Origin of the sequence: Methanocella sp. MCL-LM (assembly GCF_049676595.1) — an archaeon.
Lineage (GTDB): Archaea > Halobacteriota > Methanocellia > Methanocellales > Methanocellaceae > Methanocella_A.
In genome coordinates this window covers 821,553-845,386 of the sequence record NZ_CP187259.1, presented here as the reverse complement: position 1 = coordinate 845,386, position 23,834 = coordinate 821,553, and the positions used below count along the sequence as shown (strand labels likewise).

Annotated in this window: 21 protein-coding genes; 12 read left to right on the top strand and 9 right to left on the bottom strand. The window is 50.2% G+C overall.

The window, feature by feature from the left end:
* Window positions 1-33: 33 nt before the first annotated feature.
* Together ACPLPM_RS04235 and ACPLPM_RS04230 are read left to right on the top strand one after the other, a co-directional pair.
* The gene (locus ACPLPM_RS04235; protein ID WP_424358998.1) at window positions 34-306 is read left to right on the top strand and encodes a hypothetical protein; all 273 of its coding nucleotides are present in this window, start codon (window positions 34-36) and stop codon (window positions 304-306) included.
* A gap of 95 nt (window positions 307-401) precedes the next feature.
* On the top strand, window positions 402-1,016 hold the full coding sequence (locus ACPLPM_RS04230) for a hypothetical protein (RefSeq protein ID WP_424358997.1): 615 nt from the start codon (window positions 402-404) through the stop codon (window positions 1,014-1,016).
* 89 nt (window positions 1,017-1,105) lie between these two features.
* Here the strand turns inward: ACPLPM_RS04230 and ACPLPM_RS04225 are convergent, their stop codons facing one another.
* Both ACPLPM_RS04225 and ACPLPM_RS04220 read right to left on the bottom strand, forming a co-directional pair.
* Window positions 1,106-2,101 carry a hypothetical protein gene (locus tag ACPLPM_RS04225; protein ID WP_424358996.1) on the bottom strand — a complete coding sequence of 332 codons (996 nt, stop codon included), beginning with the start codon at window positions 2,099-2,101 and terminating at the stop codon, window positions 1,106-1,108.
* Window positions 2,102-2,343: 242 nt separating this feature from the next.
* Window positions 2,344-2,739 carry a YbaN family protein gene (locus ACPLPM_RS04220; protein ID WP_424358995.1) on the bottom strand — a complete coding sequence of 132 codons (396 nt, stop codon included), beginning with the start codon at window positions 2,737-2,739 and terminating at the stop codon, window positions 2,344-2,346.
* Between the two features lie 357 nt (window positions 2,740-3,096).
* Between ACPLPM_RS04220 and ACPLPM_RS04215 the strand changes: the two genes are divergently transcribed.
* Window positions 3,097-3,591 carry a fasciclin domain-containing protein gene (locus tag ACPLPM_RS04215; RefSeq protein ID WP_424358994.1) on the top strand — a complete coding sequence of 165 codons (495 nt, stop codon included), beginning with the start codon at window positions 3,097-3,099 and terminating at the stop codon, window positions 3,589-3,591.
* A gap of 99 nt (window positions 3,592-3,690) precedes the next feature.
* Here ACPLPM_RS04215 and ACPLPM_RS04210 read toward each other — a convergent pair whose 3' ends face one another.
* Both ACPLPM_RS04210 and ACPLPM_RS04205 read right to left on the bottom strand, forming a co-directional pair.
* A complete protein-coding gene (locus tag ACPLPM_RS04210; protein ID WP_424360031.1) occupies window positions 3,691-3,870 on the bottom strand; it encodes a DUF1059 domain-containing protein in 180 nt (59 codons plus the stop codon).
* 210 nt (window positions 3,871-4,080) lie between these two features.
* Window positions 4,081-4,677, bottom strand: coding sequence for a hypothetical protein (locus ACPLPM_RS04205; RefSeq protein ID WP_424358993.1), 597 nt, complete (start codon window positions 4,675-4,677; stop codon window positions 4,081-4,083).
* A gap of 302 nt (window positions 4,678-4,979) precedes the next feature.
* Between ACPLPM_RS04205 and ACPLPM_RS04200 the strand changes: the two genes are divergently transcribed.
* The 5 genes from ACPLPM_RS04200 (at window position 4,980) to ACPLPM_RS04180 (ending at window position 13,109) form a co-directional block, all read left to right on the top strand.
* Window positions 4,980-6,320 (top strand): MgtC/SapB family protein, encoded by a 1,341-nt coding sequence (locus ACPLPM_RS04200; protein WP_424358992.1) that lies wholly within the window; start codon window positions 4,980-4,982, stop codon window positions 6,318-6,320.
* Between the two features lie 236 nt (window positions 6,321-6,556).
* Window positions 6,557-8,608, top strand: coding sequence for a histidine kinase N-terminal 7TM domain-containing protein (locus ACPLPM_RS04195; RefSeq protein WP_424358991.1), 2,052 nt, complete (start codon window positions 6,557-6,559; stop codon window positions 8,606-8,608).
* A 385-nt stretch (window positions 8,609-8,993) separates the two neighbouring features.
* Entirely contained in the window at window positions 8,994-11,792 is a 2,799-nt protein-coding gene (locus ACPLPM_RS04190; RefSeq protein WP_424358990.1) for a histidine kinase N-terminal 7TM domain-containing protein, read from the top strand.
* 211 nt (window positions 11,793-12,003) lie between these two features.
* Window positions 12,004-12,660, top strand: coding sequence for a hypothetical protein (locus ACPLPM_RS04185; protein WP_424358989.1), 657 nt, complete (start codon window positions 12,004-12,006; stop codon window positions 12,658-12,660).
* A 269-nt stretch (window positions 12,661-12,929) separates the two neighbouring features.
* On the top strand, window positions 12,930-13,109 hold the full coding sequence (locus ACPLPM_RS04180) for a hypothetical protein (RefSeq protein WP_424358988.1): 180 nt from the start codon (window positions 12,930-12,932) through the stop codon (window positions 13,107-13,109).
* 7 nt (window positions 13,110-13,116) lie between these two features.
* Here ACPLPM_RS04180 and ACPLPM_RS04175 read toward each other — a convergent pair whose 3' ends face one another.
* Entirely contained in the window at window positions 13,117-14,613 is a 1,497-nt protein-coding gene (locus ACPLPM_RS04175) for a hypothetical protein (RefSeq protein WP_424358987.1), read from the bottom strand.
* A gap of 362 nt (window positions 14,614-14,975) precedes the next feature.
* On the opposite strand from ACPLPM_RS04175, the gene ACPLPM_RS04170 reads away from it, so the two are divergent.
* The 3 genes from ACPLPM_RS04170 to ACPLPM_RS04160 all read left to right on the top strand — a co-directional run bounded on the left by ACPLPM_RS04170 (window position 14,976) and on the right by ACPLPM_RS04160 (window position 17,813).
* Complete coding sequence (locus ACPLPM_RS04170; RefSeq protein WP_424358986.1) at window positions 14,976-15,842, top strand: hypothetical protein; 867 nt, start codon at window positions 14,976-14,978, stop codon at window positions 15,840-15,842.
* Window positions 15,843-15,937: 95 nt separating this feature from the next.
* A complete protein-coding gene (locus ACPLPM_RS04165) occupies window positions 15,938-17,041 on the top strand; it encodes a type I restriction endonuclease (protein ID WP_424358985.1) in 1,104 nt (367 codons plus the stop codon).
* A 385-nt stretch (window positions 17,042-17,426) separates the two neighbouring features.
* Window positions 17,427-17,813 carry an iron chaperone gene (locus ACPLPM_RS04160; protein ID WP_424358984.1) on the top strand — a complete coding sequence of 129 codons (387 nt, stop codon included), beginning with the start codon at window positions 17,427-17,429 and terminating at the stop codon, window positions 17,811-17,813.
* A gap of 327 nt (window positions 17,814-18,140) precedes the next feature.
* Here the strand turns inward: ACPLPM_RS04160 and ACPLPM_RS04155 are convergent, their stop codons facing one another.
* The 4 genes from ACPLPM_RS04155 to ACPLPM_RS04140 all read right to left on the bottom strand — a co-directional run bounded on the left by ACPLPM_RS04155 (window position 18,141) and on the right by ACPLPM_RS04140 (window position 22,662).
* On the bottom strand, window positions 18,141-19,016 hold the full coding sequence (locus ACPLPM_RS04155) for a hypothetical protein (protein WP_424358983.1): 876 nt from the start codon (window positions 19,014-19,016) through the stop codon (window positions 18,141-18,143).
* Between the two features lie 415 nt (window positions 19,017-19,431).
* Window positions 19,432-20,127 carry a hypothetical protein gene (locus ACPLPM_RS04150; protein WP_424358982.1) on the bottom strand — a complete coding sequence of 232 codons (696 nt, stop codon included), beginning with the start codon at window positions 20,125-20,127 and terminating at the stop codon, window positions 19,432-19,434.
* Window positions 20,128-21,185: 1,058 nt separating this feature from the next.
* A complete protein-coding gene (locus ACPLPM_RS04145; protein WP_424358981.1) occupies window positions 21,186-21,884 on the bottom strand; it encodes a hypothetical protein in 699 nt (232 codons plus the stop codon).
* A gap of 181 nt (window positions 21,885-22,065) precedes the next feature.
* Window positions 22,066-22,662, bottom strand: coding sequence for a hypothetical protein (locus ACPLPM_RS04140; protein WP_424358980.1), 597 nt, complete (start codon window positions 22,660-22,662; stop codon window positions 22,066-22,068).
* 281 nt (window positions 22,663-22,943) lie between these two features.
* Between ACPLPM_RS04140 and ACPLPM_RS04135 the strand changes: the two genes are divergently transcribed.
* A complete protein-coding gene (locus ACPLPM_RS04135; RefSeq protein ID WP_424358979.1) occupies window positions 22,944-23,834 on the top strand; it encodes a hypothetical protein in 891 nt (296 codons plus the stop codon).

The following is a 23,834-nucleotide window of genomic DNA, read 5'->3' as shown; positions in this document are numbered from 1 at the left end:
AGAGACCAAGTTTAAACCTTTACAGGAAAACCGGTGACCTCCCCGGTTTTCCTGTCTGTAGGCGTGGCCATAACCCTGGTTTCGATTGCCATGCTACTCCGCCGGGACGAGAATGAGGATACATGCTGTGTGGGCTTCACATCAGTAGCCCTGATCCTGCTGCTGGCCGCCACAGCCTACCTGAACATCACCCCGAAGATCACCGAGTGGTTCGCCGCTATCTCGATGCTCGCCTGGGTTGCTCTGGCCACCCGGGACATGCGCCGGCACATGTTAAAAGCTGACGTGCCCGGGACAGCCATGTGAAGATACTTTTTAACAACTGCCACCTTTCAATTATGTAATTTCAGTATCGTAAGGATAGCCTATTATATCAAAAATAATATGAAATGGTATCTCTGATGTCAGCTAATCGCAGGATTACCCCGTCGTTTATCAGCAGCCTGGCTGGCTACCTGATCATTGCAAACGTAATCCTCTCCATGACGCTTTCTATACTTCTGGGTAACCTCGGTTTCTCGCCCTTCGACTACCGGGTCGAAGACTACGGCATGAAGAACGGGAATGGGTCGATATTCTACAATGCCGGCATCATGGTCACCGGAACGCTGCTCTGCATCTTCATCCTGGGCTTTTACAGGTGGTACTCGCAGAACAAGTTGTTCAACACAGTCATGATAACAGGCCAGATATGCGGCATCATAGCCGGGATAACGCTGGTGCTGGAAGGCTATACCATCCACTTCCACCACATGAACCCTTTCATCTGGATGATCCTGTTCTACATCGCAGTCATAATAGCCATAATCATGGCCACCGCCAACATGCTGATGCGCCCTGACCAGCACGAGGACACGATCATTATCGGCGCCGCTTCCATTACCCTGATCATGCTGCTCGCCGCCACCACGATCCTGAACATCGCCCCGGTGATCACCGAATGGCTGGCCCTGTCCGCCATCGTCATCTGGCTCGGGCTGGCTTCCAGGGACATGCATAAACTATCGCTAAGCTAAACCGTCTGACATATATTAAAAAGGGGCAGGGCGGCTAACAACCCTGCCATTGTTCGGCTAAAAGATTTTTATGCTGCCTTCGACCGACCTCACCGGGAATAGAACTCTGAGATAGGCGTAGGAACCGGCGTCGGAGTCACGATCGGAGTCACGATCGGCGATTCGGTCGGCTCGGGCTCTATGATAGGCGTGGCCGTCGGAACTTCGGTCGGAATCGGAGTCGGTGAGACCACCGGAGTCACGATCGGCGTCACGATCGGAGTCGGCGATACTTCCGGCGTCGGAGTCACGATCGGAGTAGCGATGGGCGTAGTCGTGGGCGATGCGGTAGGTATCGGAGTTGGCGGCGCCCTCAGAACCGGCGCCGTGCCGATCGACTGGACTCTGCCCGTAGTCTCGGCGGTGCGCAGTTCCTTGATGCTCAGCGGCTGCTGGGTATCCGAGAACCGGTTCATGTTCGTGTAGGCGTAGGCCAGGATATCGCCGTAGGCCGGGTAAGCGTCGATCATCGCCGCTTTGCGGTCCTTGGAATACGCTACCTGGACAGGCTTGTCGAGACAGTAGACCTTCGCAGTGCCGTCAGGGAGCACTAATCCGATCTTATGGTACTCGAACGCGAACTTGTCCTTATCGTCCGTAATCACCTTGATGTCCTTCATCGACATCACCATAGACGAGCCACTGATGTTGAGAGTGGCAGTACTCAGAGGCCTGATAGCGACATCCGCAGACCTCGCGCCCCCCATAGAGAGGAAGCCCATACCCTGCCTCAGGTTAAAGGCACCGGTCAGCGGCGTCGGGAAAGTCACCGTGGAGACTTTTCCCTCCTTAGTAGTGATCGCCACGCTGGGCACCTGGAAGAAGACAGTGTTGTCTCTCACACCGGTAACTGTCTTCACCATGTCTACGCTCTTAATATCGTAATGAGCTTTGGACGATCCCATTTTGCAATAGCTGTCTTTGCATTCGCTATAGTCCTTGCCATAGCCACCGTCTGACAGAGCGCCTGGCATCATTGCCGTGAAAAGCACGAGCAGGGCGCCGATTGTCAACAATGTTTTCAAGGTTTTGGCCTTTATCTGCATATTATCCCCGGGAGCAAATTCGGGAAAATCTGGGAAATAGGTTCGCGAAGATATGAGCGTGACTTCTCCAGCATCATAAAAAATAATGACAGCAAGGGTACTGTGATTATTACACTACCCGGGGAACCCCGCAGTCGTTTGACCGGAGCGCCATAGAATACCACAACCCGGTAGGGATTGAAGAGAGAGACGATTAGCGGGCTTAAGACACCTGCCAGTACCCGCGGCGCCTTCGGAAGAGATCACTCCGGCCTGCAGGTGGGCCGGGACAGGATATGGACAGTCACCCCTGCCCCGACTGCCACCAGCGCCACCTGTCCGATAAACACAGGGACAATGAACAGGGCCGAGTAACCGATGGTAAGCCAGAGGGAGATCACTGACACCACTTTTACTTTCACCGGCAGGCCCCTGCCCTCGCGATAGCTCCGGATGTAGCTGCCAAACCACCGGTTAGTCAGCAGCCACCGGGAAAGTGCCGGCGAGCTACCCGCATAGCAGGCCGCAGCGAGGAGCAGAAAAGGCGTAGTCGGCAGCAGCGGGACAAAAATGCCCACGATACCCAGGGCGACCGAGATAGTGCCGGCCAGGATTAGCAGCCACCGGACCAGGAAATGCGGCTTGTAACTTCGAATCACGTCAGCTCTTTCAGTAGTGTGTATAGTATAACCCCGCCAGCTTCGAAACAGAAGACTATACTTAGATTGATCGATCGGATAAATAAAACCAGAGCAAACGTGGTATATCCCTGCTTCACCACTGGTAAAAATACAGCTGCCCGGGAATTAAAGGCTACCCGGAGGGATATTTAGAGCAGAAGTGCCGTACCCCTGGCTACTATCGGCTCCACAGCCGTAGATGTGCCTGACGGAGGCCGATCTCCTGGCGTGCAGAAGGCGACGCGGAAGATGCGAGCCGGTTAACTATTTTCCGGCAATGCTGGCTGTCAGCTATAACATCTGTGTCACCGACCGGAATATGCAGGAGTTGATCGAGTGAGAAAAATTTTAGCTTCAATAGTACTGACAGCCTTGCTGTTAAGCGCAGTGCCGGCCGTCCTCGCGCAGGATCAGGCCCCGGCCCTGAGCAACGTCATGGATACCGCCGGACGCATGGGTAACCTGAACACCTTTACATCGCTGGTTAACGAGGCGGGGCTGGCCGACGTGCTGAATACAGGCGGACCATACACGATTCTCGCCCCGTCGGACGACGCCTTCAACAAGGTGCCTCCCGGCACGCTGAACGCGCTGAGGAACGATACCCCGAGGCTGACGGCAGTCTTGAGGAACCACGTTGTCCCGGGCAGGTACAGCGCCAACCAGCTGCTGGGCGCAAAGCAGGTCACCACCATCGACAACAGGACACTGCAGGTGTTACCGAGACAGGGATCCGTGATAGTGGGTAACGCCTTCCTGACGAAGGAAGATACCCCGGCGACCAACAACAACGTCATCCACGTCATAGACAACGTGTTGATCCCGTCGTAAAAGTGCAGAGTGAAACCTTCTTCTTTCTTTTTACTGTTCCGGACGAACAGCAGACGACGCTGACGAACGATAAAGATTGACGGCCTGTAGCCGCCATTATCAGCGCTGGCCCGACCCGGATTCCCTGGCTATCCGGAGGATTTCTTCCCGGGAGATCCTTTCGCTGTGAGCGTTTCTCGCATGCTGCTGCACGATATCTACCAGCTCGTCTGCGTTCTCGTCTTTGACCTCAAAGGGGCAGTTTGCGCCGGCGGCCTGACAGCTAAACTCTAATGTCATCACTAAACACCGGTAGAGTCTCGACACGGCCGGAAATAAAACTATTCGCCGGGTTGTGCGATGAAAATTGGGCAGGCAAGAAAGAGTTTAAGAAAGGCGGGGGTGGCGGAGTACACTCCAGTAAGTGAACTGTACTCCGCGGGGATGGGATGCAGAAAGCGGCCGTTTTCCGTTTTCCGATGTCTTTTCTCAATAGCTGATAGGCCTTGTTTACTGTACCATGTACATTCTCAGCTGGAGCACCTTGAGGCCGTTGTTGTCGTAGTTCCAGAAGTAGTTGTACGTGGCGTTATCGAACAGGTTGTACCTCAGGGGGTTGTCTATGCCATCATCGGTGATGTCGGCGTAGACGGTGGTCAACTCCAGCGTCCTGTCCGAGAAGACAGTCTTGCCCTTGGTGCGGGTCATGGTCACGCTCTCGAGCGAGTACCACATGTTCCCGTACTCATCGACGAAGCCGCTCGTCATCTTCGCGGAGCCGCCAGGCTTGCCGAGCGCCCTCACGTAGATATTGTAGGTTGCCTTCGTGGTGTTGCCCGGGTAGGGGTCCAGCAGCTGGAGCTTAGCGCTGCCATCGGTGCCGTCGGCGTCGAGAACCTTGAAGGAGTCGCCGGCCTGCAGCCAGATGTTAGACTTGCCCTGGAGAGGCACGAAAATCCGGTGGCCGTCACTGGTCCAGGTGCCGCCGGTCTTTTCTTTCGATACCCCGATGATATTCAGGTTATAGTGAGTACCGCTCGGGGCTCCGTTACCCGTCGCGAACGCACCGGGCATCGAGCTCAACATCATTACTACTGCGATTGCCACAGCAGCAATTGCTACAATTGTTCGGGTTTTAGACATTTTTGTTTTTCCTCCTAAAACCCCCCTCAATAATAGCTTGTTTCAGGAGTATAAATGCTTTTTCGTATATTCGATAATAGTATTGCCTTAATTTGCTAAATAGTGAATAAATTCTATATTATTTCGCTTGCACAGGCGTCCTCATGCATGCGACAGATTATAGAATCTGCTATGCTAGCCCGACACCGATACTACATGCCAGCCATGCCCTTTTTATTTAATGCCAGAAGAACGTATTTATTTCATCATATGCAAAAAGAGTACAGATGGTCGATTTCACACCCTACCTCTCCCCCGCTCTCGATCCCCTGTGGAAACTGCTGATAGCACTGGCCATCGGCCTGATCATAGGCTTCGAGAGGGAGATCGCGCAGGAGAAGCTGACCAACGTGAAATTTGCCGGCCTGCGGACTTTCGGGCTGGCGGGGCTGGCGGGGGGCCTGTCAGCCTACCTCGCATCCAGCAGCATAGGGGTGAACGGAGGTGGCCCGCTGGGATTCGCCCAGAACGGGTACTTCATCTTCGGCGTGGTACTGCTCGCCATCATGGCCCTGCTGAGCATCGCCTACTTCCGGTCGACCGGGATGCACCCGCACCTGGGCATCACCACCGAGTTCAGCGTGATCGTGACCTTCCTCATGGGCGGCCTCACCTTCTTCAACCCTGAAGTCGCCATTATCCTGACTGTTATCGTGGCTATCCTGCTGGCGTTCAAGCAGCAGCTGCACGAGTTCACCCACAAGATACCCAAGACAGAGTTCTACGACTCGCTGTTGTTCGCCTTGATCGCTGTAGTCATACTGCCGATCCTGCCCGACCAGTCCTTCGGCCTGCCGCAGTATGGACTGCCCGACATCATCAACCCCCACCAGATCTGGCTCATCGTGGTCTTCATCTCGGGCATCAGCTACATCGGCTACTTCCTCGTCAAGTGGTTCGGCACCACAGCCGGGCTGGCGCTGACAGGCATAGTAGGCGGCATGGCGTCGAGCACCGCGGTAACCACGAGCATGGGCGCGAACACCAGGCAGGCAGACGGCCTGGAAAACGAGGCGATGGTGGCGGCGACGCTCGCGAACACCGTCATGCTGATCAGGGTGGCGTTCATCGTCCTGGTCTTCTTCCCGAGCCTGCTGTACTACGTGTACATACCCTTCGGCGTCATGGTAGTCGTGGGCCTGCTCGTGGCCTCGTACTTCTACCTCCAGAGCAACCGTATTACTCACCAGGGCCAGACCCTGCGGCTCGGCAGCCCGTTCAGCATCAAGCCCGCGCTGACCTTCGGCGCGCTGATCACCATCATCCTCTTCGTCTCCAAGTTCGCGGCTAACTACTTCGGCACCTACGGCCTGTACATCACCTCGCTGTTCGCCGGGCTGGCCGACGTGGACGCGGTGACGATCTCGGCCTCGCAGTTAGCTTCGAATAACACGATCGGGCCGGTAGTAGCCGTCGTGGCGATCCTGATCGCGGTGTTCGTAAACCTGGGCATCAGGATAGTATACGCCTACTACTTCGGCACGAAAAAATTCGGAGCATACACGATCTTCATGGCGCTGGCCATGGTAATATCGGGCGGGATCATCGCCGTGCTCATGCTACATTAAAAGAGGCGGGAAACCCGGGCAAATTGAAAGACAAAGGCCGTGCTATTATCCGAATAATTAGATAACTGAAATAACAAAGAGTATAAGCCCATACGACCTACAGCAGATTAAACAAGTGTTAAATCGACTTGCTTAAAGTGTCCGAGAAAAACGAGCGTATGAAAAATGTCACTCCTTCTCACGTGTGCCGGACTTTTGCCTGAGCGGGGCATCGTAAGCATACCGGAGGGTCGCTTATGATCCTGCAGCTGTCCTACTATTCGGTCACGATGTTAGCGACCGCCATAATCTTGTGCATCCTAGCCGCGTACGTCTGGAAGCGGCGTTCGGTTCCGGGAGGCACCTATTTCTCGCTCCTCATGGCGCTGATGAGCGGATGGGTACTGGTCAGCGCCCTTGAATATTCTGCGACAGAAATAAGCACCAAGATCATCTTCGCCAAGATGGCCTTCGCTGGTGGGGTGTCCATACCTCCGCTGTGGCTCCTGTTCGCGCTGGAGTACTGCTATCCCGACCGTCGCGTCGACGGCAAAATGAACCTGCTGCTCTGGACACTGCCTGCTATCGCCGCCGTGCTCACGGTGACCAACGAGTACCACTGGCTTATATGGTCGAGCATACTGCCGGCTTACAGCGGGTACGGAGATACGCTGATCTTTAACCGAGGTATAGCTGCGTGGGCCATCACGCTTTACTCGTTCGCCATCACTACCCCGGGCTTTCTGCTGCTGTTCTGGAAAGCCCTGCGCACCGGCGATAAAAACTACCCCCGGCCCGCGTCGCTCCTGCTCGGTGCCATCATCGTGCTCCTGCTAAGCGGGACCTCGCAGTACTTCTTAATCCCCGGGTACGGAGTCGATCTGACGCCCCTCGCCTTAGCCGTCATGGGCATCGTCTTCGCCTGGGGAGTGTTCCGGCACCGCATCTTCGAGCTGATGCCCGTGGCTGCTGAAAAGCTGATCGAGAACATGACCGACGGGGTGCTGGTACTTAATAAAAACGGGACGATCGTAAAAATCAACGCCACCGCACGCCGGAAGTTTGGGGTCTCCGAAACCGTCGTGGGCCAGCCCGCGGACAAAACGCTGTCAGAATGGCCCCTGCTGGCCGAATGCCTCAATAATAGCGGCGGATCACCGGCCGAGATTACCATCGGCGGGGATGATGGCATGCCAAGGTGGATCGATACGAGAGTATCCCCTCTGGAAGACGGAAGTAAAGGGTCCCTGGGATCGCTGATCATCCTGCGGGACATCACTCCGGGTAAGCAGTACGAAGCGTCGCTCCGGAAGAGCGAGGCTGATCGGGCCAGGGCAGAGCAGATTGCCCACATAGGGTACTACGAGTGGGACCTGAGGACTAAGGTAGCCAAGATATCGGAGGGGTGCGCCCGGATCTTTGGATTCCCGGCCGGAACTGCCAGCGTCACTTACGACACGTTCATCGGGAGGATACACCCGGACGATGCGGACCAGGTAAAAACCCACATCCACACCCTGATCACCCGGGGCAAGGGCTTCTCGCTGGAGTGCAGGATCGTGCTGCCCGACGGCTCGGTGCGCCACATCCACTCCGTATCAGAGGCGGTAATACCCGATGCCGCCGGCGTACCCGTAAGACAGTTCGGCACCGTGCAGGACATCACCGACATCAAGCTGGCCGACGAGCAGCTGAAGACATCGCTTAGAGAGAAGGAGGCGCTGCTCAAGGAGGTGCATCACCGGGTCAAGAACAACCTCCAGATCATCACCAGCCTCCTAAATTTACAGTCGAGCGGCATGGAGGACCCGAAGTACATCGACCTGATCAGGGACAGCCAGAACCGGATCAAATCCATGGCCCTCGTTCACGAGTACCTCTACAAGTCCGAGAGCCTGTCCAACATCAGCACCCCAGAATACCTGAAAAGCCTCACCGGCAACCTAGCCCGATCCTACAGCCACGCTTCAGGTAGCGTAACCCTGTGCACGAAAATCGATGACATCCCCCTGGACATCGACAAAGCCGTACCCGTCGGCATCATCGTCACGGAGCTGGTGTCTAACGCCTTCAAGTACGCGTTCCCCGATGGCCGTAAAGGTGAGATATGGGTGGTACTGCGCAGAGAGGAGGATAAGATCGTTCTCACGATCAGCGATAATGGAGTGGGGCTGCCCCAGGGCTTCGATATCCAGAAGACCAGTACGCTAGGATTGCAGCTGGTCGGGATGCTGACGCAGCAGCTCGAGGGTACGCTGGAAATAGAGAGGGCCGGGAAGACGCTGTTCCGGATTACGATACGGAGCTGAAGATAGGAGAGAAGCTACGTCAAGGCTATTGCGATTCGAGCGTAATCCTCTGCGCAGGTCGGCAGATACGGATGTGGTCACGATCGAGGCATCTTGCCTGCACCACCAGGGAAGTAGTTAAACAATTGAAATAAAAAAGTATAAGCCAGTTTGGCCTCAAAGCATAGATGATAGACGTTAAATCGCCACACGTCGCCTGTGAGCCAGTGCATCGATCATATAAAACGAGCGTATTGAATATGTCAGCGACCCTTATCTTACTCCCCCGGCTGATGTCGATCAAGTTTTCCGAAACCCGGAAAAATGCTGACATGATGCCTGAGCCCGGGGCTTTACCATCGCATTCTCGCCCGCAGGGCGCTATTTGTAGAAAGGAGGGCAGCCTTTGATCCTGGAGCTGTCGCTCTATTCGATCACGCTGTTCGCGACCGCCGCCATAATGGGCTTTCTCACCCTGTACGTCTGGAAGCGGCGATCGGTCCCCGGCGGCACATACTTTGCGCTCCTCATGGCAGCCTCGGCCGAGTGGGCCTTCATGGGCGCCCTGGAGTACACCGCGGTCGATATGAGCACAGAAATCCTGTTCGCCAGGCTGACCTACATGGGCGCCGTAGCGATACTCCCGCTCTGGCTACTCTTCACCATAGACTACTCCAGCCCGGGCCGCAAGATTAGCTGGAAACTGAACGCCCTGCTCTGGACGCTGCCGGTGATCGTCGTCGCCCTCGTCTTTACCAACGACTACCACGGGCTGATATGGTCGAGCATAGTACAGGTAAACACTGAAACAGGGTATGCGTTGATCTACAACAAAGGCATCGGCTTCTGGGCCATCGTCCTTTACTCCATTGCCGTGGTAGTCCCGGGTCTCGCGCTACTGATCAGGAAAGCCATCGGTGGCAGCGAGAATAGCAAATACCTGACGGTCGCAGTCCTGCTCGGAACGGTCTTCATAGAGCTGTCGAGCATCGCCTCTGAGCTCGGCCAGTACGCCCTGGGAGGAATCGACATAACCCCCTTCGCCTTCGCCATTATGGGCCTGGTGGTTTCGTGGGGCATCTACCGGCACCACATCTTCGAGCTGATGCCCGTGGCCACCGAAAAGCTGGTCGAGAACATGGTAGACGGGATACTGGTTCTCAACAAGCACGGGGAGATCGTAAAGATCAACGACACCGCCAGGCAGATGCTCGGAATCACCGGCACGGTAGTCGGGCAGAAGGTAGAAAAGGCGATGGCAATATGGCCCCGCCTTGCCGAGCACATCGAGGATCCCCTGAGGCGCTCGTTCGAGATCACTATTGGCCAGAGGTGGATCGAGGCGAGCGCCTCCAGCCTGCCGGACAAAAAAAGGCTGCGCCTGGGCACGCTGATCGTCCTGCGGGACATCACGGAGCGCAAGCTGAGCGAAGAATCGATGATGAGGAGCCAGTACGACCTGCTTAAGGCAGAGCAGCTGGCCCACGTCGGCTATTTCGAGCTGAACATAGAGAAGTTCGAAGCCCACGTATCGGAAGGCTGCGCCAGAATCTACGGCTTTCCGCCCGGTACCGACACCGTCTCCTTCCAGAAGTTCATGGGAACCATACACCCGGAAGACGCGAAACGCGTCGGCGAGGAGATCAGGGCCAACATTGAACAAGGTACGGGCCGCCCTATCGAGTACCGGATACTGCGCCCGGACGGCTCGGTACGCTACATCTACTCGGAGTCCGAAGTCAGGATCAAAGACGAGAGAGGCTTCCCCGTCAGGCAGTTCGGCATCGTCCAGGACATCACCGAGCGCAAGCAGGCCGAAGAATCTCTTCGCAAGAGCGAGTTCTACCGGATAAAGGCAGAGAGGCTCGCCCATCTCGGGTACTACGACTGGGACCTGAAGACCTTCGAAGCCCACGTATCGGAAGGCTGCGCCAGAATCTACGGCTACCCCGCCAGTACCCGCGCCCTCAGCTACGGGCAAATCAAAGAACTGATACACCCGGAAGACGTGGCCTACGTAGACCGGCAGCTCAGCTCCCCCCAGTATGAAGGCCAGACCCGTATCATGGAGTTCAGGATAGTGCTACCCGATGGCTCGATCCGCCACCTCTACTCGGAATCCGAAGCCATGATCAGAGACCCGACAGGTGCCCCGATCAGACAGTTCGGCATCGTGCAGGACATCACCGAGCGCAAGCGAGCCGAAGAAGCCCTCCAGGTGAGCGAAGCCAGGTACAAGACGATGGTAGAGACGGCCGGCGAAGGCATCTGCATACTGGACAAAGAGGACCGGGTGGTCTTCATCAACAAAAAAGTGTCCGACCTGACAGGGTTTACCCCGGAGGAAGCTTACGGCCAAAGCGCCTACGGATTCATCGGCAGCGAGTACCACGAAGCCCTCCGCAAAAACCTCGCCGCCAAAAGGCTGGGCGTGAGCGAACAATACGACTACCGGCTAAACTGCAAAGACGGAAGCTCGGTATGGGTCATCGCCTCGGCTTCGGCGCTCTACGACGAGAAGGGAGAGTTCATGGCCACCCTGGCCATGCTCACCGATATCACGGACAGAAAGCGTGCCGACGAGCAGCTGAAGGTATCCTTAAAAGAAAAAGAGGCGCTGCTCAAGGAAGTCCACCACCGGGTCAAGAACAACCTCCAGATCATCACCAGCCTGCTAAATTTACAGTCGAGCGGCATGGAAGACCCCAAGTACACCGACATGATCAGGGACAGCCAGAACCGGATCAAGTCCATGGCGCTGGTCCACGAGCACCTCTACAAATCCCGTGACCTGTCCAACATTGATATTGCCGAGTACCTGACCAGCCTGATCACCAACATCTCCCGCTCGTACAGCCAGGCATCGGGACGGGCAACGCTGCGGACGGACATCGAGAACATCAACGTGGACATCGACAGAGCTGTGCCGATTGGGATTATTGTAACTGAGCTGGTTTCCAATGCGTACAAGTACGCGTTCCCGGAGGGGCGAAAGGGCGAGATAGGAGTGGAGCTGCACAGGGATGCTGAGAAGATTGTACTTACGATAAGGGATAACGGGGTGGGACTCCCTGAGGACTTTGAGATTGGGAAGACCGGGACGCTGGGGCTGCAGCTGGTGGAGATGCTGACGCAGCAGATTGATGGGGAGCTGGAGATTGAGAAAGGGGAGCGGACAGTATTTAGAATTATTTCAGGGCGTTAAAGATTATTGATGCTGGCCTGCCAGAAGCAGCAAGAGTACAGCCATTTACGCTGCAGAAAGGTAGTCTAAAAATAATATTACTCTTTAATGGATTATTTATAAATATTTTATTTAAACGTATTACAATATTTACACATTTTATTTATTACTGATCATCGGCCATTCCTTCTACAGTAATTGGTTACCAACCGACAAACACGGAAGGGAATTCATGGACAAGAATACTAAATACCTGATTATCGGGTGCATCGGGATCGTCATTATCCTGCTATTAGGGCTGGCGTACATGCAGGGCACTCAAAACAACACCCCGGCACCCACGGCTACTCCGGCGCCGGCGGCGACTGCAACAGCCACCGCAACTAGTGTGCCGGTAGTTGCCTCAGTAGGAAACTCGACTGTTACGCCTACCGCAACGCCGGCGGCAACACCGACCGCGACCATCGAGCCGACTGTGGCACCAACAGCCACTCCGACGCCGACCGCTCAGGCGGCGGTCTCCCCCACCCCGGTCATCCATGGCTGGCCGTACTATAACAAGCAGTACGGGCCGGCAGTCGAACAGAAGAATACGGGAACGATAACCGTCCACCTCGAAAACATGTTAGGCAATCCGATCAGCATCGGAGAGGCAGGCGTACTTGAAGGCTCCGGCGTGCCCGAGGAACTCTGGGCAGACGATGAGACGACTCTGCCGACCACCTACGTGGAAATTGGCGAAGACGGCTCCGCGTCGCTGGGCGAATTCGACTACGGCACCTATACAGTTTATTACCATGCCGGCGGCGACCTTTACATGACTAGATCTCTTGTGATCAGCGACGACCACAGGGACTGGGACGTCACTTTTACCCTGATGCCGGCCTGAGAATACTAAACTTTTTATTTTTTATTTTTAGGTTGCCCAATCAGCTTTCATCCCGGCATTAAAAATTGCGGTTATTATTATCAGATATTTTGTCATATTGAGATAGTTACATGAGAAGGGTTCGCCCCTGATTAACATCGAAGCCATGGACCTGGACGTCTAAAAAGCTGTGCCCCTGGGCATTATCACAACGGAACTGGTCTCTAACGCCTACACTTACGCGTTCCCGGACGGACGGAAGTGCGAGATACTGGCAGAGCTGCGGAGAGATGGAAAGGATAGTGCTTACGATCAGCGATAACCGAGTCGGGCTTCCGGAGGGGTTCGAGATTGGGAAGACCGGGACGCTGGGGCTGCAGTTGGTCGAAATGCTGACGCAGCAGATTGATGGGGATCTGGAGATTGAGAGAACTGATAAAACAGTTTTTAAAATTGTATTATCGTGTTGATCCATTATTAAGTATCAAAAATGTTACTTTTTGATATAGTCGGTTCAAAATTGTCTCCATATGCCACACATTCAATTTGTGATTGCTTATTCAACGGAATCCGTAGGGTGGCTTCAGCCCATCCACTCCCACCTTCAACACAATCTCCGATATTTACATTTTGATCTGGTGACCAGACTTGACCCGAGCCTTCGCTTAGAGCTAAGGCGGCAAAGTATATGGAGACATTTTTAGCGGTCCCTGTGCCAATATTTTTGTAATCACAGTGAACCCGATAATAGATGCTGGAATAATCTGAGTCCACATAGGATGTGTTAAAGTTAAGATCTATCTTAGGAATTTGTTGCATCGGGTAGATTATTGCTTTCGCTTGCTGGTATTCACCCGGGACCTGACCTACATTCCAGTTATCTCCCGTCGTTTCCAGATAGAAATATTTAGATCCCATGTACTCCCAATATGTTCCGGGATAATTATCGGAGCCCTTAATACCTACTGCCATATGTCTGGGGAACTCCAGGAGTACGACCCCATATCCCATCTCTTTTATTAGGGCTGCGGTTAGTATTGAAGTATCTTCGCAATCTCCCCCATTATCGACTAATGTTTCGAGCGGGTAACGGGGATATTCATCGTAACCTGTAGTGACGCTATCCGAAGTGTAGGGTAATGACTGCACAAACGCGATTGTCATCAAAGCGGCATCTTGCTCCGAGTATCCATCTCTACTTGCAGCATTTTTAATCTCAGTAGCCAGACTTTTAAGATAGGGTCGATCATAGTCTGACATGGCATACATAGCATAATCAGATTCTCTGTTGTGAGGCTGGGCTTTATAGTATTCATACGCGGTCTTCGGAATAGACAACTCCCAGGTATATATCGACTTTTTAAATGACCACTTATACGACCTCACATAATAATCATTACTTGAAGTGGTGCCTGAACTTGGTTTCTGTGTCGGATTTGCTGTAAGTGATAAAGTTGGTCTTACTGTGGGTGATAAGGTTGGTTTTACTGTCGCTGTCGATGACATTCCCCTCCATAATATCGCGTTACAATCATCAAATTCGCCGGTAATGGTAATGACTGAATTATTGGGGATTTTATAGTAAGCATATGACCCTGTTTGGGATGTCACATCGCCCGAACTTGGCTTCACATATCCGCCTGTGTTCATGTTGACCCATATTTTCTTTAAGGAGGGAGAGTCCGATCCGCCATTATTTATTATGTAGATAGTGTTAGAATCGATTTGTTTTACCGAGAGAATAACATCTCTATCATCGTACGGTTTTTGTGGAGGATATGCTTCAGGAGTAGGTGAAACAGCCGGTTTTGAAGGCATTGTGTCAGCACTTGCCGTTGGAGTAATATCAGTATTAATGGAAGCAGCTAACAACACCATACTTCCAATCCCGAAGACAGTAATACCGATAATACAGATGCCGATGAAGATAACAAAGATCAGTCCGGCTATGATCCATTTTAACCCTTTACTCAAATTATCCCCGAATATAATTAGTTAATAAAGATACTATTTAATAATCCTTTATATTTCTATCGATGTTTACTAGTAAAAGTAGTTTCCCTAATTGATATTTTTAATATCAAAGATTAATAAAATTGTAATGTAAAAATAATGGTAACTTATTTAATTTTTGTTTTATTAGAATTATACACTATCATGATATGATGTTTTAAAAACTAGGTAAATTTAATTATTTTTAAATACTATTGAAGAGTATGCTATTGATACAATACGGGTTGCGGTGATATCAGTATCTAAAAATGGAGGTCAGTACCCCACTCAGAGGTTATTAGTAGAAAACCCAAATGATTTGAAAGTATGTAGGAGGTTTGTGTATGAAGTGTAAAAAATGCAATACAGATGTTCTCGAAGGCTCGCTGTTTTGCAATAAATGTGGTGAAAAGGTCGAAGTCGAATCACAAATTAAAATGTCGATAACTGAAAATAACGGCAATAGTACAGATAGAAAAGCTCAGGAAAACCTTGGAAAAAAGAATACAAGTAAAAAGAAACTTGGATTGGCAGTAGGAATATTGATACCGCTTATTGCATTCATAGGCGTAATTATCTTATTAATAATCTCTATAGGGGCATACGCCATACCGATAGTAAGTATAAACGAATCAAGCGTTGTGCCAACACAGGTACCGTATACAGAGTATAAACTTGTACCCACTCAGGTACCTTATCAAGAAACCGTTCAGGTGCCCGCGCAAGTGCCCTACCAAGCAGCTGTTCAGCAGCATGTTGATTTAAAATTTTCAAAGTCGGCAAGTTGGGGAAGTGGAGGCTTAACTGATTTCTATCTTGAAGAGGATGTTATTATTACAAATTTGGATACGCAGGGTGGAAGCTTTACAGCAACAGGAAATTTCTATGATGGTGGAGTAAAAAAGTCTACGCAAAGTAAAAGTGTTTATATAAATCCCGGAGAAACAACCACGGTTAACCTGAGGGACTACAGCTTCAATTATGATAGCAATTGGAGAACTCGTTATAGTGCTGACTTTTCTGTTACACCCCCTCAAAAAACTGTAACCTCGTACGAAACTCAATATCGTACAGATTACCAGACCCAAGTGGTAACAAAATATCGGACTGAAAACCAGCAGCAAGCAGTTACAAAATACCAAACTCAATACAATACGGTATACACCACAAAAACGATAACCTTACTGCAATATCTTACAGGTAACTATTAGTTACCCCATTTTTCTTTTTTAATAACCTATTAGAGCATTCCCTATCAATTAGAAAGCAAACGTTTATCGTTAAAAAAATTACTTTCATTTATATTATGGATTTCATAGATCAAATTAAAACTCATGCTAAAAATATTCCAGCTTTAAAGGATAAGATCCAAACAGAGGAGGGTACGAAAAATGCGCTTATTATGCCATTCATACAGATACTTGGCTATAATGTTTTTGACCCTTCTGAAGTAAATCCAGAATTTATTGCTGATGTCGGTACTAAAAAAGGAGAAAAGGTGGATTATGCAATTATTATTGATGGTAAGCCTACAATATTAATCGAGTGTAAGTCTGTAAATACCCATTTGAGTTTTGAGCAGGCATCACAATTATTCCGATATTTTGCTGTTTCACAAGCGAAAATTGGCATTCTCACTAATGGGATAATTTATCAATTTTATACTGATCTTGATGAGAAAAATAAAATGGATATCAAGCCATTTTTGGAAATTAATTTGCTGGATATTAATGAGCCATTAATTGAACAACTTAAAAAATACACAAAGCACGAACTTGATCTTGATCAATTTTATGATGGTGCTTCTCAATTGAAGTATACTAAAGAGATAATACAAATTGCAAATAAAGAATTTGCTGAACCATCGGATGAATTTGTTAGATTTTTCGCACAAAGGGTTTACCCGAAGAAAGTAACTCAAAAAGCCCTTGATAATTTCAAAGTAATAACGAAAGACTCACTTGACCAATTCCTGTCAGACAAAATTAATGAACGGCTAAAGTCTGCTATGCAAGCAAAATCACCAGCAAAGGCTCCTGAAATACAACCAGCTGAACTAACACCAACACCAGAACCTGTTGAAAATGTAATGACAACAGAAGAAGAGTGGGAGGGATATTACTTCGTGAAAGCGATACTACGTGACGTTTTAGAACCATCAAAAGTCGCTATTAGAGATGCAAAGTCGTATTGTGCGATATTGTATGATGATAATAATCGAAAACCTATCTGTCGGTTCTATTTCGATGGCAAACAAAAATATGTTGGCCTATTCAATTCCCCCGATAGAAAAGAAAACAAAATTGTCATTAGCAATATCCAGGATTTGTTTAAATATTCGGACGAATTAAAGGCTACTATACCATATTACAATACGTCTACCGCACAAAAGTCTAATGAGTCTTTATAATTCTATTTATTTTTATTTCGTACCGAATTTCTAATTTAAGTAGAAGTATCAACACTTATCAAATGTACTAATTTTTTGAGTTTTTAAATTCTATGTCTGCGAGACCATAACTGATTGGAGTTGTATGAAATAAAGTCAAAATCTATCTTTATAAGATATTGACATTTAGATTCTGGATGTACAAGTCTCTGTTAGGCAATAATATGTTTTGTGCGGCATGAAAAAGCGGCAAATAATGGGGAACTATCTATGCCTACATTCTCATAATTACGTGGGATGAAAATTTGAACTATTCTTTATTTGGCATTTAATAAAAGTAGAATTGCCAAAAAGAGCATAACTTTTTCATGTAAAACTATTGAAAACACTTATTGGAAGAGAGATTTTGGAAGGAAATAAAAATACTTACAACCAAATCGATGAATATATCTCAAAATATCCCCTTGGCATAGTGGAAAAATTAAGAAAGCTGAGAATAGTCATCAAAGAAGCTGCTCCGGCTGCAGAAGAAAAGATCAGCTACCAGATGCCCACTTTCACCTTACACGGAAACCTGGTCCACTTCGCAGCCTTCGAAAAGCACATAGGCTTCTATCCCGCCCCCAGCGGCATTGAAGCGTTCAAAGAGGAATTAGCGGAATACAAAACTTCAAAAGGGGCGATACAGTTCCCCATCAATGAGCCGCTGCCTTATGAATTAATCTCCAGGATCGTAAAGTTCAGGGCGGCTGAGAATATCCAGCAAGCGAAGGATAAATCGAAAAAGAAATAATCCCGGCACCGGATGTCGATTGAATAGATCATTCTTTGTTCAAGAAATTTTTTATCGAGGAATATATAATTAATAATAACCCCACGATGATTATTACCCCGATAATTACCGATATTCGGTAATCGCCCGGTATAACATTATTACCGGTAACGATCGCATATACAAGCAGGACAAGTGAAATAACAGCGATAGAACCTAAAATAATTTTTCCGGTGACTTCTATTATACTGCTTTTGTGTTTAGTTTCATTTACCCGTGTAGGCCTCATACAGTCATTCTCCCGAAGCTATTTACCAGTATTGTAAAAAAATAGATAAGTTTCAAGTTCTAAAATTTTAGGCTTGTAAACCTGGCTCCCGCACCCCCATCGAAGAAGTTCGAGCCGGCCTCTCCTGCCCCGTATACTGATGTCGATCCATCAACCTGCAAACACATGGTATAGACATGCCCGGGGTACAGGAATACAGTAACCCCCTTATTGAAATCCTCATTGACCTCATACCAACCAGCGGGGCCTGCGCCCTGGTGATATATACTGGTCGAGTATTCAGTTACGTCTGTATGGTCATATACATATAGGTCAATTTCACTATTACTCGCGCCCCCGGCTAACGCTGTTGTTAATCCGTATATGTGGCCAATCATTACTACGTTCGCAGGCCCGGGTTTGCCATCATACATGAAGGTATAGCCTACCCATCCCCAGGCACCTGCACTTCCGACTCCGGCAGGGCCTACCAACACTTTGTTTCGGATTAAATTCTTATTTAACACATATGCCTGGTCAATAATATATGGCATCGCACCCGATACTGAACGACCCTCGTCATGATGGTCAGCTAGTAAAGGCAGGCAGGAATCTTCGACGGTGGCAACCGTAGACCCGCTAACATCTAGATGGTCAGTAACGATGGGAAGTTCCCCGGACGCTTTCAGTTTATTATAACTAGCATTAACTGATGCCGCAATTTCTTTCCTGTTCTGGGCTTTCTGTAATTCCAGAAGTTCCTGAGCTTTAGCTAAGTTATCAGGATCGTAGGTCGAATTTGTGATAGAGTGTATAATCAGCTTTTCCTGATCTCCCAGATTATAAGCGTCTGCAGTCGAATTTTGGGCGGTAACAACGAGTGATGCTGCAGCAGTTAAAAATAGTACTGCAGAAATAAACATCACTCCTATTATTGGTGTTTTCATCTTTTTCATCTCGATCCTTCCCTTAAGATATGCGGGAGGCAGGCCAGTATAAGATTAAATATGAATACGCTTATAATTCCCTGCCTTTTTTCTATCGTCCTCAACTTACACTACTGCGAAGTGTCGAGTCTATTCGATTGAGTAATGTGAATGGTAAGGAACCATTCACATCAATCGATTAACTAAAATTAGTATTTAGTATATAACCGATATCTGCACATCATCTAACAGTCTCTCGATAACACTTAGGAAAAGTGATAAGACTCACGCTGAGTCAGCCAATTTAAACCTGGGCATACCGTGTATGCCTCATGAACTTTGCTATCTGGTACTAAAAAAATGAATAAAGAGTTGTACGGATGATTATAAAAAAGGTCGTGAGGTGACCCCACGGCCTAGAGAAACTGGTCGCTCTTTCTCCCCATCACTTAGCATCGATATCCGTCAACTTTACTGGCCCAGCATTTGCCGGGAACCTGTCTGTCGACGCAAACAACCCCCGCATGATCGCCCCCGTCTCAGGATTGCCCACGAGCGTCATCGTCCGGTTCTGCATAGACATCGTGACCGGCGTGCTTAAATTATAAGCACTTAAGCTCCCGTTCGGCAGGTAGACGTTCATGTTACTGAACTGCAGGGTCCGGTTGTCGCCCGCTTTGCTGAGGTCCTTCATCGCCACCACGGCACTCGCCCCGGCCACCTTCAGGGTCGCATTGCCATAGTCAACCATGACAGGCCGCCTGCCACCTTCTCCGCCCGGCCCGCCCAGCCGGCTCCCTGGCCTGTGCCGGGTCTTGTTATCCCACATCACCTTTGCCCGGGGCGGCTTGTTCATAGTAATGATGGCCGTGTCGTTCGCGAAGTAGTACTGGCCCGCCAGTGGCCTGGTAAAGTTCCTCGCCATCGCCTTACCATCGGCGCTCCGCACCGCATGGCTTACGACATCGAAATTAGCGACATCGGACGTCACGTTTTTGGCGCTGATCACCATGTACGCCTCTACTGGCGGCGACCAGGTCCGGTTAGAGCCGCCCGCTCTCTGGCCGTCCGCAGACATCGCCACCGGCGCAAGCGCGAATACCAACGAGGCCACTATCGCTAATGCCAGAACTAGTTTCACTGTTCTCTGCACCTGCAAGATTCATCCCCGGAACACAATCCGCCGGTGATGTATAATATATATGGGATAAATCCGGCGCCCGGCAGGCTAAACGGTGCGCCGAAAAAAAGCGTTTAATGCCGCATATGCTACATGCAGATTAATACCCCGTCCAGCTTAAGTCGAGCTCTTGCATAGAGGGCGACTCAACAATACGAACGCTGCGCTGTGCCAGATCACAGATTCCGACAGATTGCACAGATTGCACAGATACTACGGAAAAATAATTATAGCCCATTAATCGGTTTTATCCAATAGCCATCTGTGAAATTTGTGCAATCTTATTCTATGAAAAATTCGTGTGTGGGGGTGCTGAGAGGGTAAGCGAGGAGGCCGGGGAGGATTAAATCAATGGCAATTCCTGAAACCTGTTATGGAGTGCCCGTACCATTTACACGAAGTACTCGAAGTACACGAAGTACTCAAAGTTCGATAAACAGGCTGACTGCAAGCCAATTTATAGTAGAACTTTGTGTCCTTCGTGTACCTTGTGTCCTTCGTGTACACGGTACCTGACCCTCCCAAAAACCGGGAATCACCATAAAAAAGTATCCTCTCTAACCTCCCCATACTCTCCGACCTCCTCTCCGACCTCTGTGACCGACACGGAGGTGTCCCTTGCCGATCTCAAACCTCACACCTTGAAAATCCTCTCACACCTCCCGGGAACTCTCCGACCTCCCGAAGATTTTTTCATGGGCTTTACTTGAAAACGCCCTTTCAAGACCGAATCAATCTGTGGAATCTGTGACGCCAGCACAGCGCAGCGTCCGTATTGTTGTCTCACGTCACATGAACAACCAGAAACGCAAAGCCTATCGTTCGTATTCCTCCCAAGACTAATAAATAAAAGCTCGATAAGCTGCAAGTACTTGTATTTCGTTCTGAAGATAGTCAATAACTTAAAGCCAATGATGTTAAAGACCGGGATTAAAAATAGAAATGGGTGCCCCGGCCACCGTTATTTTACCGGACGACCGGGGGGTTCACCACTAACCTATTACGTCACCACTTCGAGCTTACATCCAGTATACGCGGATGTTATGCTCGACGCTGGCAGCACCGAGGGTTACAGTCTCTGTCCCGCGCAGAGTCGAATGGCCCGCGTAGAACCAGCTTACTTCGTAATCGCCGTAGCTTAAACCGGTTACCTCGTAGCCGCTATCAGAGTTTAGAGATAGCGTCCAGTTAGTAGCTGGATCAGCGACGCTCATTACGAATACGCCGAAACTTTCGCTGTCTACAAGTGTAGGCTCAGGATATGCATCTTCTGGCTCATACACGCTACCATATATGCTGCCAGTAGGCGTCGGAGTCGGGCTCGGCGAAGCCGACGGGCTCGGTGTTGCTGATGGCACCGGCGTAATGATAACCAGTGTGACATTTACACCGTAGGTAGGCCACCCGGGGTTAGCATACGGGTTGTTAAACGGTGCTGCACCTGAGACAGGCGTAGGCGTCGCCGGAGCGGGAGTAGGCGTAGGCGTAACAACTGCCGAGCCAGGCACTCCGCCCGAGCCCAGCGTCCCGGAAGAGCCGGGAACAGGCGTAGGCGTCGGAGTGGGCGTCGCAGTGGGCGTCGCCGTCGGAACGGCTGTCGGCGTTGCGGTGGCGGTCGTGTCCCCTCCTGCACGGGAGGTGGTACATCCGCTGACTAACAATGGTATTATGAGTAACGATAATACCAGCAAGTATCTCAGTTTTAGTTTTATGGTCATTCCCCCAAACTGATTGTTGGTTTTTTACCTTCAGGCCTGACGACCTGAAACGATTAGAGTGATTACTCGCCGATCGTATAAAAAACAATCGAAATTTGTCGTTTTGGATAATAAGGTGTATGGCTATCTAGCGGATTTCTAAAAAGCCAACGCTCTACTTACAGATGGCCCCATATTCACCCTACCACATGAACACGATATCATGTTCTACATTCGGATGCGCCGCATCGATGGTCACAAACCCGTCAAACGTATAGGTTCCCGGCCCTAAATCCGTGTATTCGTAGCCGATCTCGTATGTCCCGTAGCTCAGGCCGGTCAGTGAATAAGTGCTACTGTTGCTTACCGGAGAAGTATAATAGTTGACATGATCTGCCGTCGCGTTGATCCTGAAATAGGCGGGGTCAACAGGCGAATACCCGACGGTAAAGGTGCCGAAGATCGAGCCTGAGGGGGTCGGTGTCGGAGCCGGTGATGGCGGGAACATGTTTAAAGTCCGGTTCACGCCGTAGGTAGGCCACCCGGGCCTCGCGTACGGGTCGCTGTCGGGCAGAGGGGTTATGCTCGGCGATGGAGTTGTAGTCGCCGTCACAATCGGGGCAGGCGTAGTTGTCGGAACGGCAGTGGCGGACGGCTGAGGAACAGGCGTTACAACCGGAGAGGGCGTAGCCGTCGGGGAAGTGGCAGGGCTCCATGCGCAGGGCGTGATACATCCGCTGGCTAACACCGGTATCACAAGTAAAAATAGTACAGGTAAAGATTTCACTATCATTTTCATGGTCCTTCCCCAATGAGATCGAAGATACTCCACCCAAGTCCTGTGACCTGAATTAATTATTGTGGTTACTCCTCGATCATATAAAAGATAATCGTAGTAAACAATTTTTTCTCTTACATAAAAAGATATATTATAAGTAAGCGATAGTTAAAGTATACCGATAATTTGAGCATTGCTGAAAATGACAGCCCGCGCGGTGTTCGCCCATGCTATCGAGAGACAAAATTTTGCTAATACTCGCCATTATGCTCCTACTCTTAAGCTCAATAATCATTCTAGTCATGGCAGCTGGCAGACCGCTGACTGAACAATCGAACATCACGACGACAATTACTGATTCTGTCCAGACCCCGGTAACGAAAACGCCCGGCATTACTACCGAGCCCTTCCAGCTTACCGGGGAGCAGAAGGAAAAGGCAGAGCAGATCGCCCTTAACGATACCTTTGTGCTAAATACGATCTTATCGGCAGGGTCACAGGATACTATCCACATTTACAGCGGGTCGACAAGGGTTCCTGATCCCGGGTCATACCATGTGGCAAATACTGATGTAGGCATGGTCCGGGAAGTCGGGCCGGGGCTTGACAGAGCCAGATGGCTTCCAAGGACCGAGCTAGTCATCGGCAACGAGAGCCTTGGCGGCGTCAACCTTTCCGCATACGTAGACCTCGAGGAGGAAAGAGTAGTATACGTTGGATATACCAGCAGAAGCGGGCCGAACCCCGGCCACTACATGTACTTGCAGGGAGAGGATGGGGTCACGGTATATACTGACGTGCTCCGCGGAAAAGAGATCGGCAACTTCTACATGGTGAACAAGCTCTTCAACTATACTATCCTGGATACGGGCTACGGGCGGAAGATAACTGACGAGGACAGGTCAAACATCCTGGCTATCGTCGAAAACAACGCGACTGCCCGTACGTTCATCAAAAACGCCGGAGGCAGGGGAGCATCGCTAAACCCGAATATCTGGATGAGCGTAGAAGGCGACCAGGTAAACGGGCACTACTATCTCGGGATATACCCCAGAGTTACCATCACCCCGATAGAAAATGACGGAATTGAGAGCGAAACAAGTCTAACCGTCTGGATTGATCATGACCGGGTAACATTGGTGAACGAATACCTGAACTATGGCCGGTTTTGGCGACAGGTTGACAGACACTAA

What these genes read in the sequence shown, in the direction of transcription:
- ACPLPM_RS04230 (WP_424358997.1), top strand. Translation starts at nt 402, where the DNA reads ATGTCAGCTAATCGCAGGATTACCCCGTCGTTTATCAGCAGCCTGGCT.
- ACPLPM_RS04225 (WP_424358996.1), bottom strand. Translation starts at nt 2,101, where the DNA reads ATGCAGATAAAGGCCAAAACCTTGAAAACATTGTTGACAATCGGCGCC.
- ACPLPM_RS04210 (WP_424360031.1), bottom strand. Translation starts at nt 3,870, where the DNA reads ATGACATTAGAGTTTAGCTGTCAGGCCGCCGGCGCAAACTGCCCCTTT.
- ACPLPM_RS04200 (WP_424358992.1), top strand. Translation starts at nt 4,980, where the DNA reads ATGGTCGATTTCACACCCTACCTCTCCCCCGCTCTCGATCCCCTGTGG.
- ACPLPM_RS04195 (WP_424358991.1), top strand. Translation starts at nt 6,557, where the DNA reads ATGATCCTGCAGCTGTCCTACTATTCGGTCACGATGTTAGCGACCGCC.
- ACPLPM_RS04185 (WP_424358989.1), top strand. Translation starts at nt 12,004, where the DNA reads ATGGACAAGAATACTAAATACCTGATTATCGGGTGCATCGGGATCGTC.
- ACPLPM_RS04180 (WP_424358988.1), top strand. Translation starts at nt 12,930, where the DNA reads ATGGAAAGGATAGTGCTTACGATCAGCGATAACCGAGTCGGGCTTCCG.
- ACPLPM_RS04170 (WP_424358986.1), top strand. Translation starts at nt 14,976, where the DNA reads ATGAAGTGTAAAAAATGCAATACAGATGTTCTCGAAGGCTCGCTGTTT.
- ACPLPM_RS04165 (WP_424358985.1), top strand. Translation starts at nt 15,938, where the DNA reads ATGGATTTCATAGATCAAATTAAAACTCATGCTAAAAATATTCCAGCT.
- ACPLPM_RS04155 (WP_424358983.1), bottom strand. Translation starts at nt 19,016, where the DNA reads ATGAAAAAGATGAAAACACCAATAATAGGAGTGATGTTTATTTCTGCA.
- ACPLPM_RS04145 (WP_424358981.1), bottom strand. Translation starts at nt 21,884, where the DNA reads ATGACCATAAAACTAAAACTGAGATACTTGCTGGTATTATCGTTACTC.
- ACPLPM_RS04140 (WP_424358980.1), bottom strand. Translation starts at nt 22,662, where the DNA reads ATGAAAATGATAGTGAAATCTTTACCTGTACTATTTTTACTTGTGATA.
- ACPLPM_RS04135 (WP_424358979.1), top strand. Translation starts at nt 22,944, where the DNA reads ATGGCAGCTGGCAGACCGCTGACTGAACAATCGAACATCACGACGACA.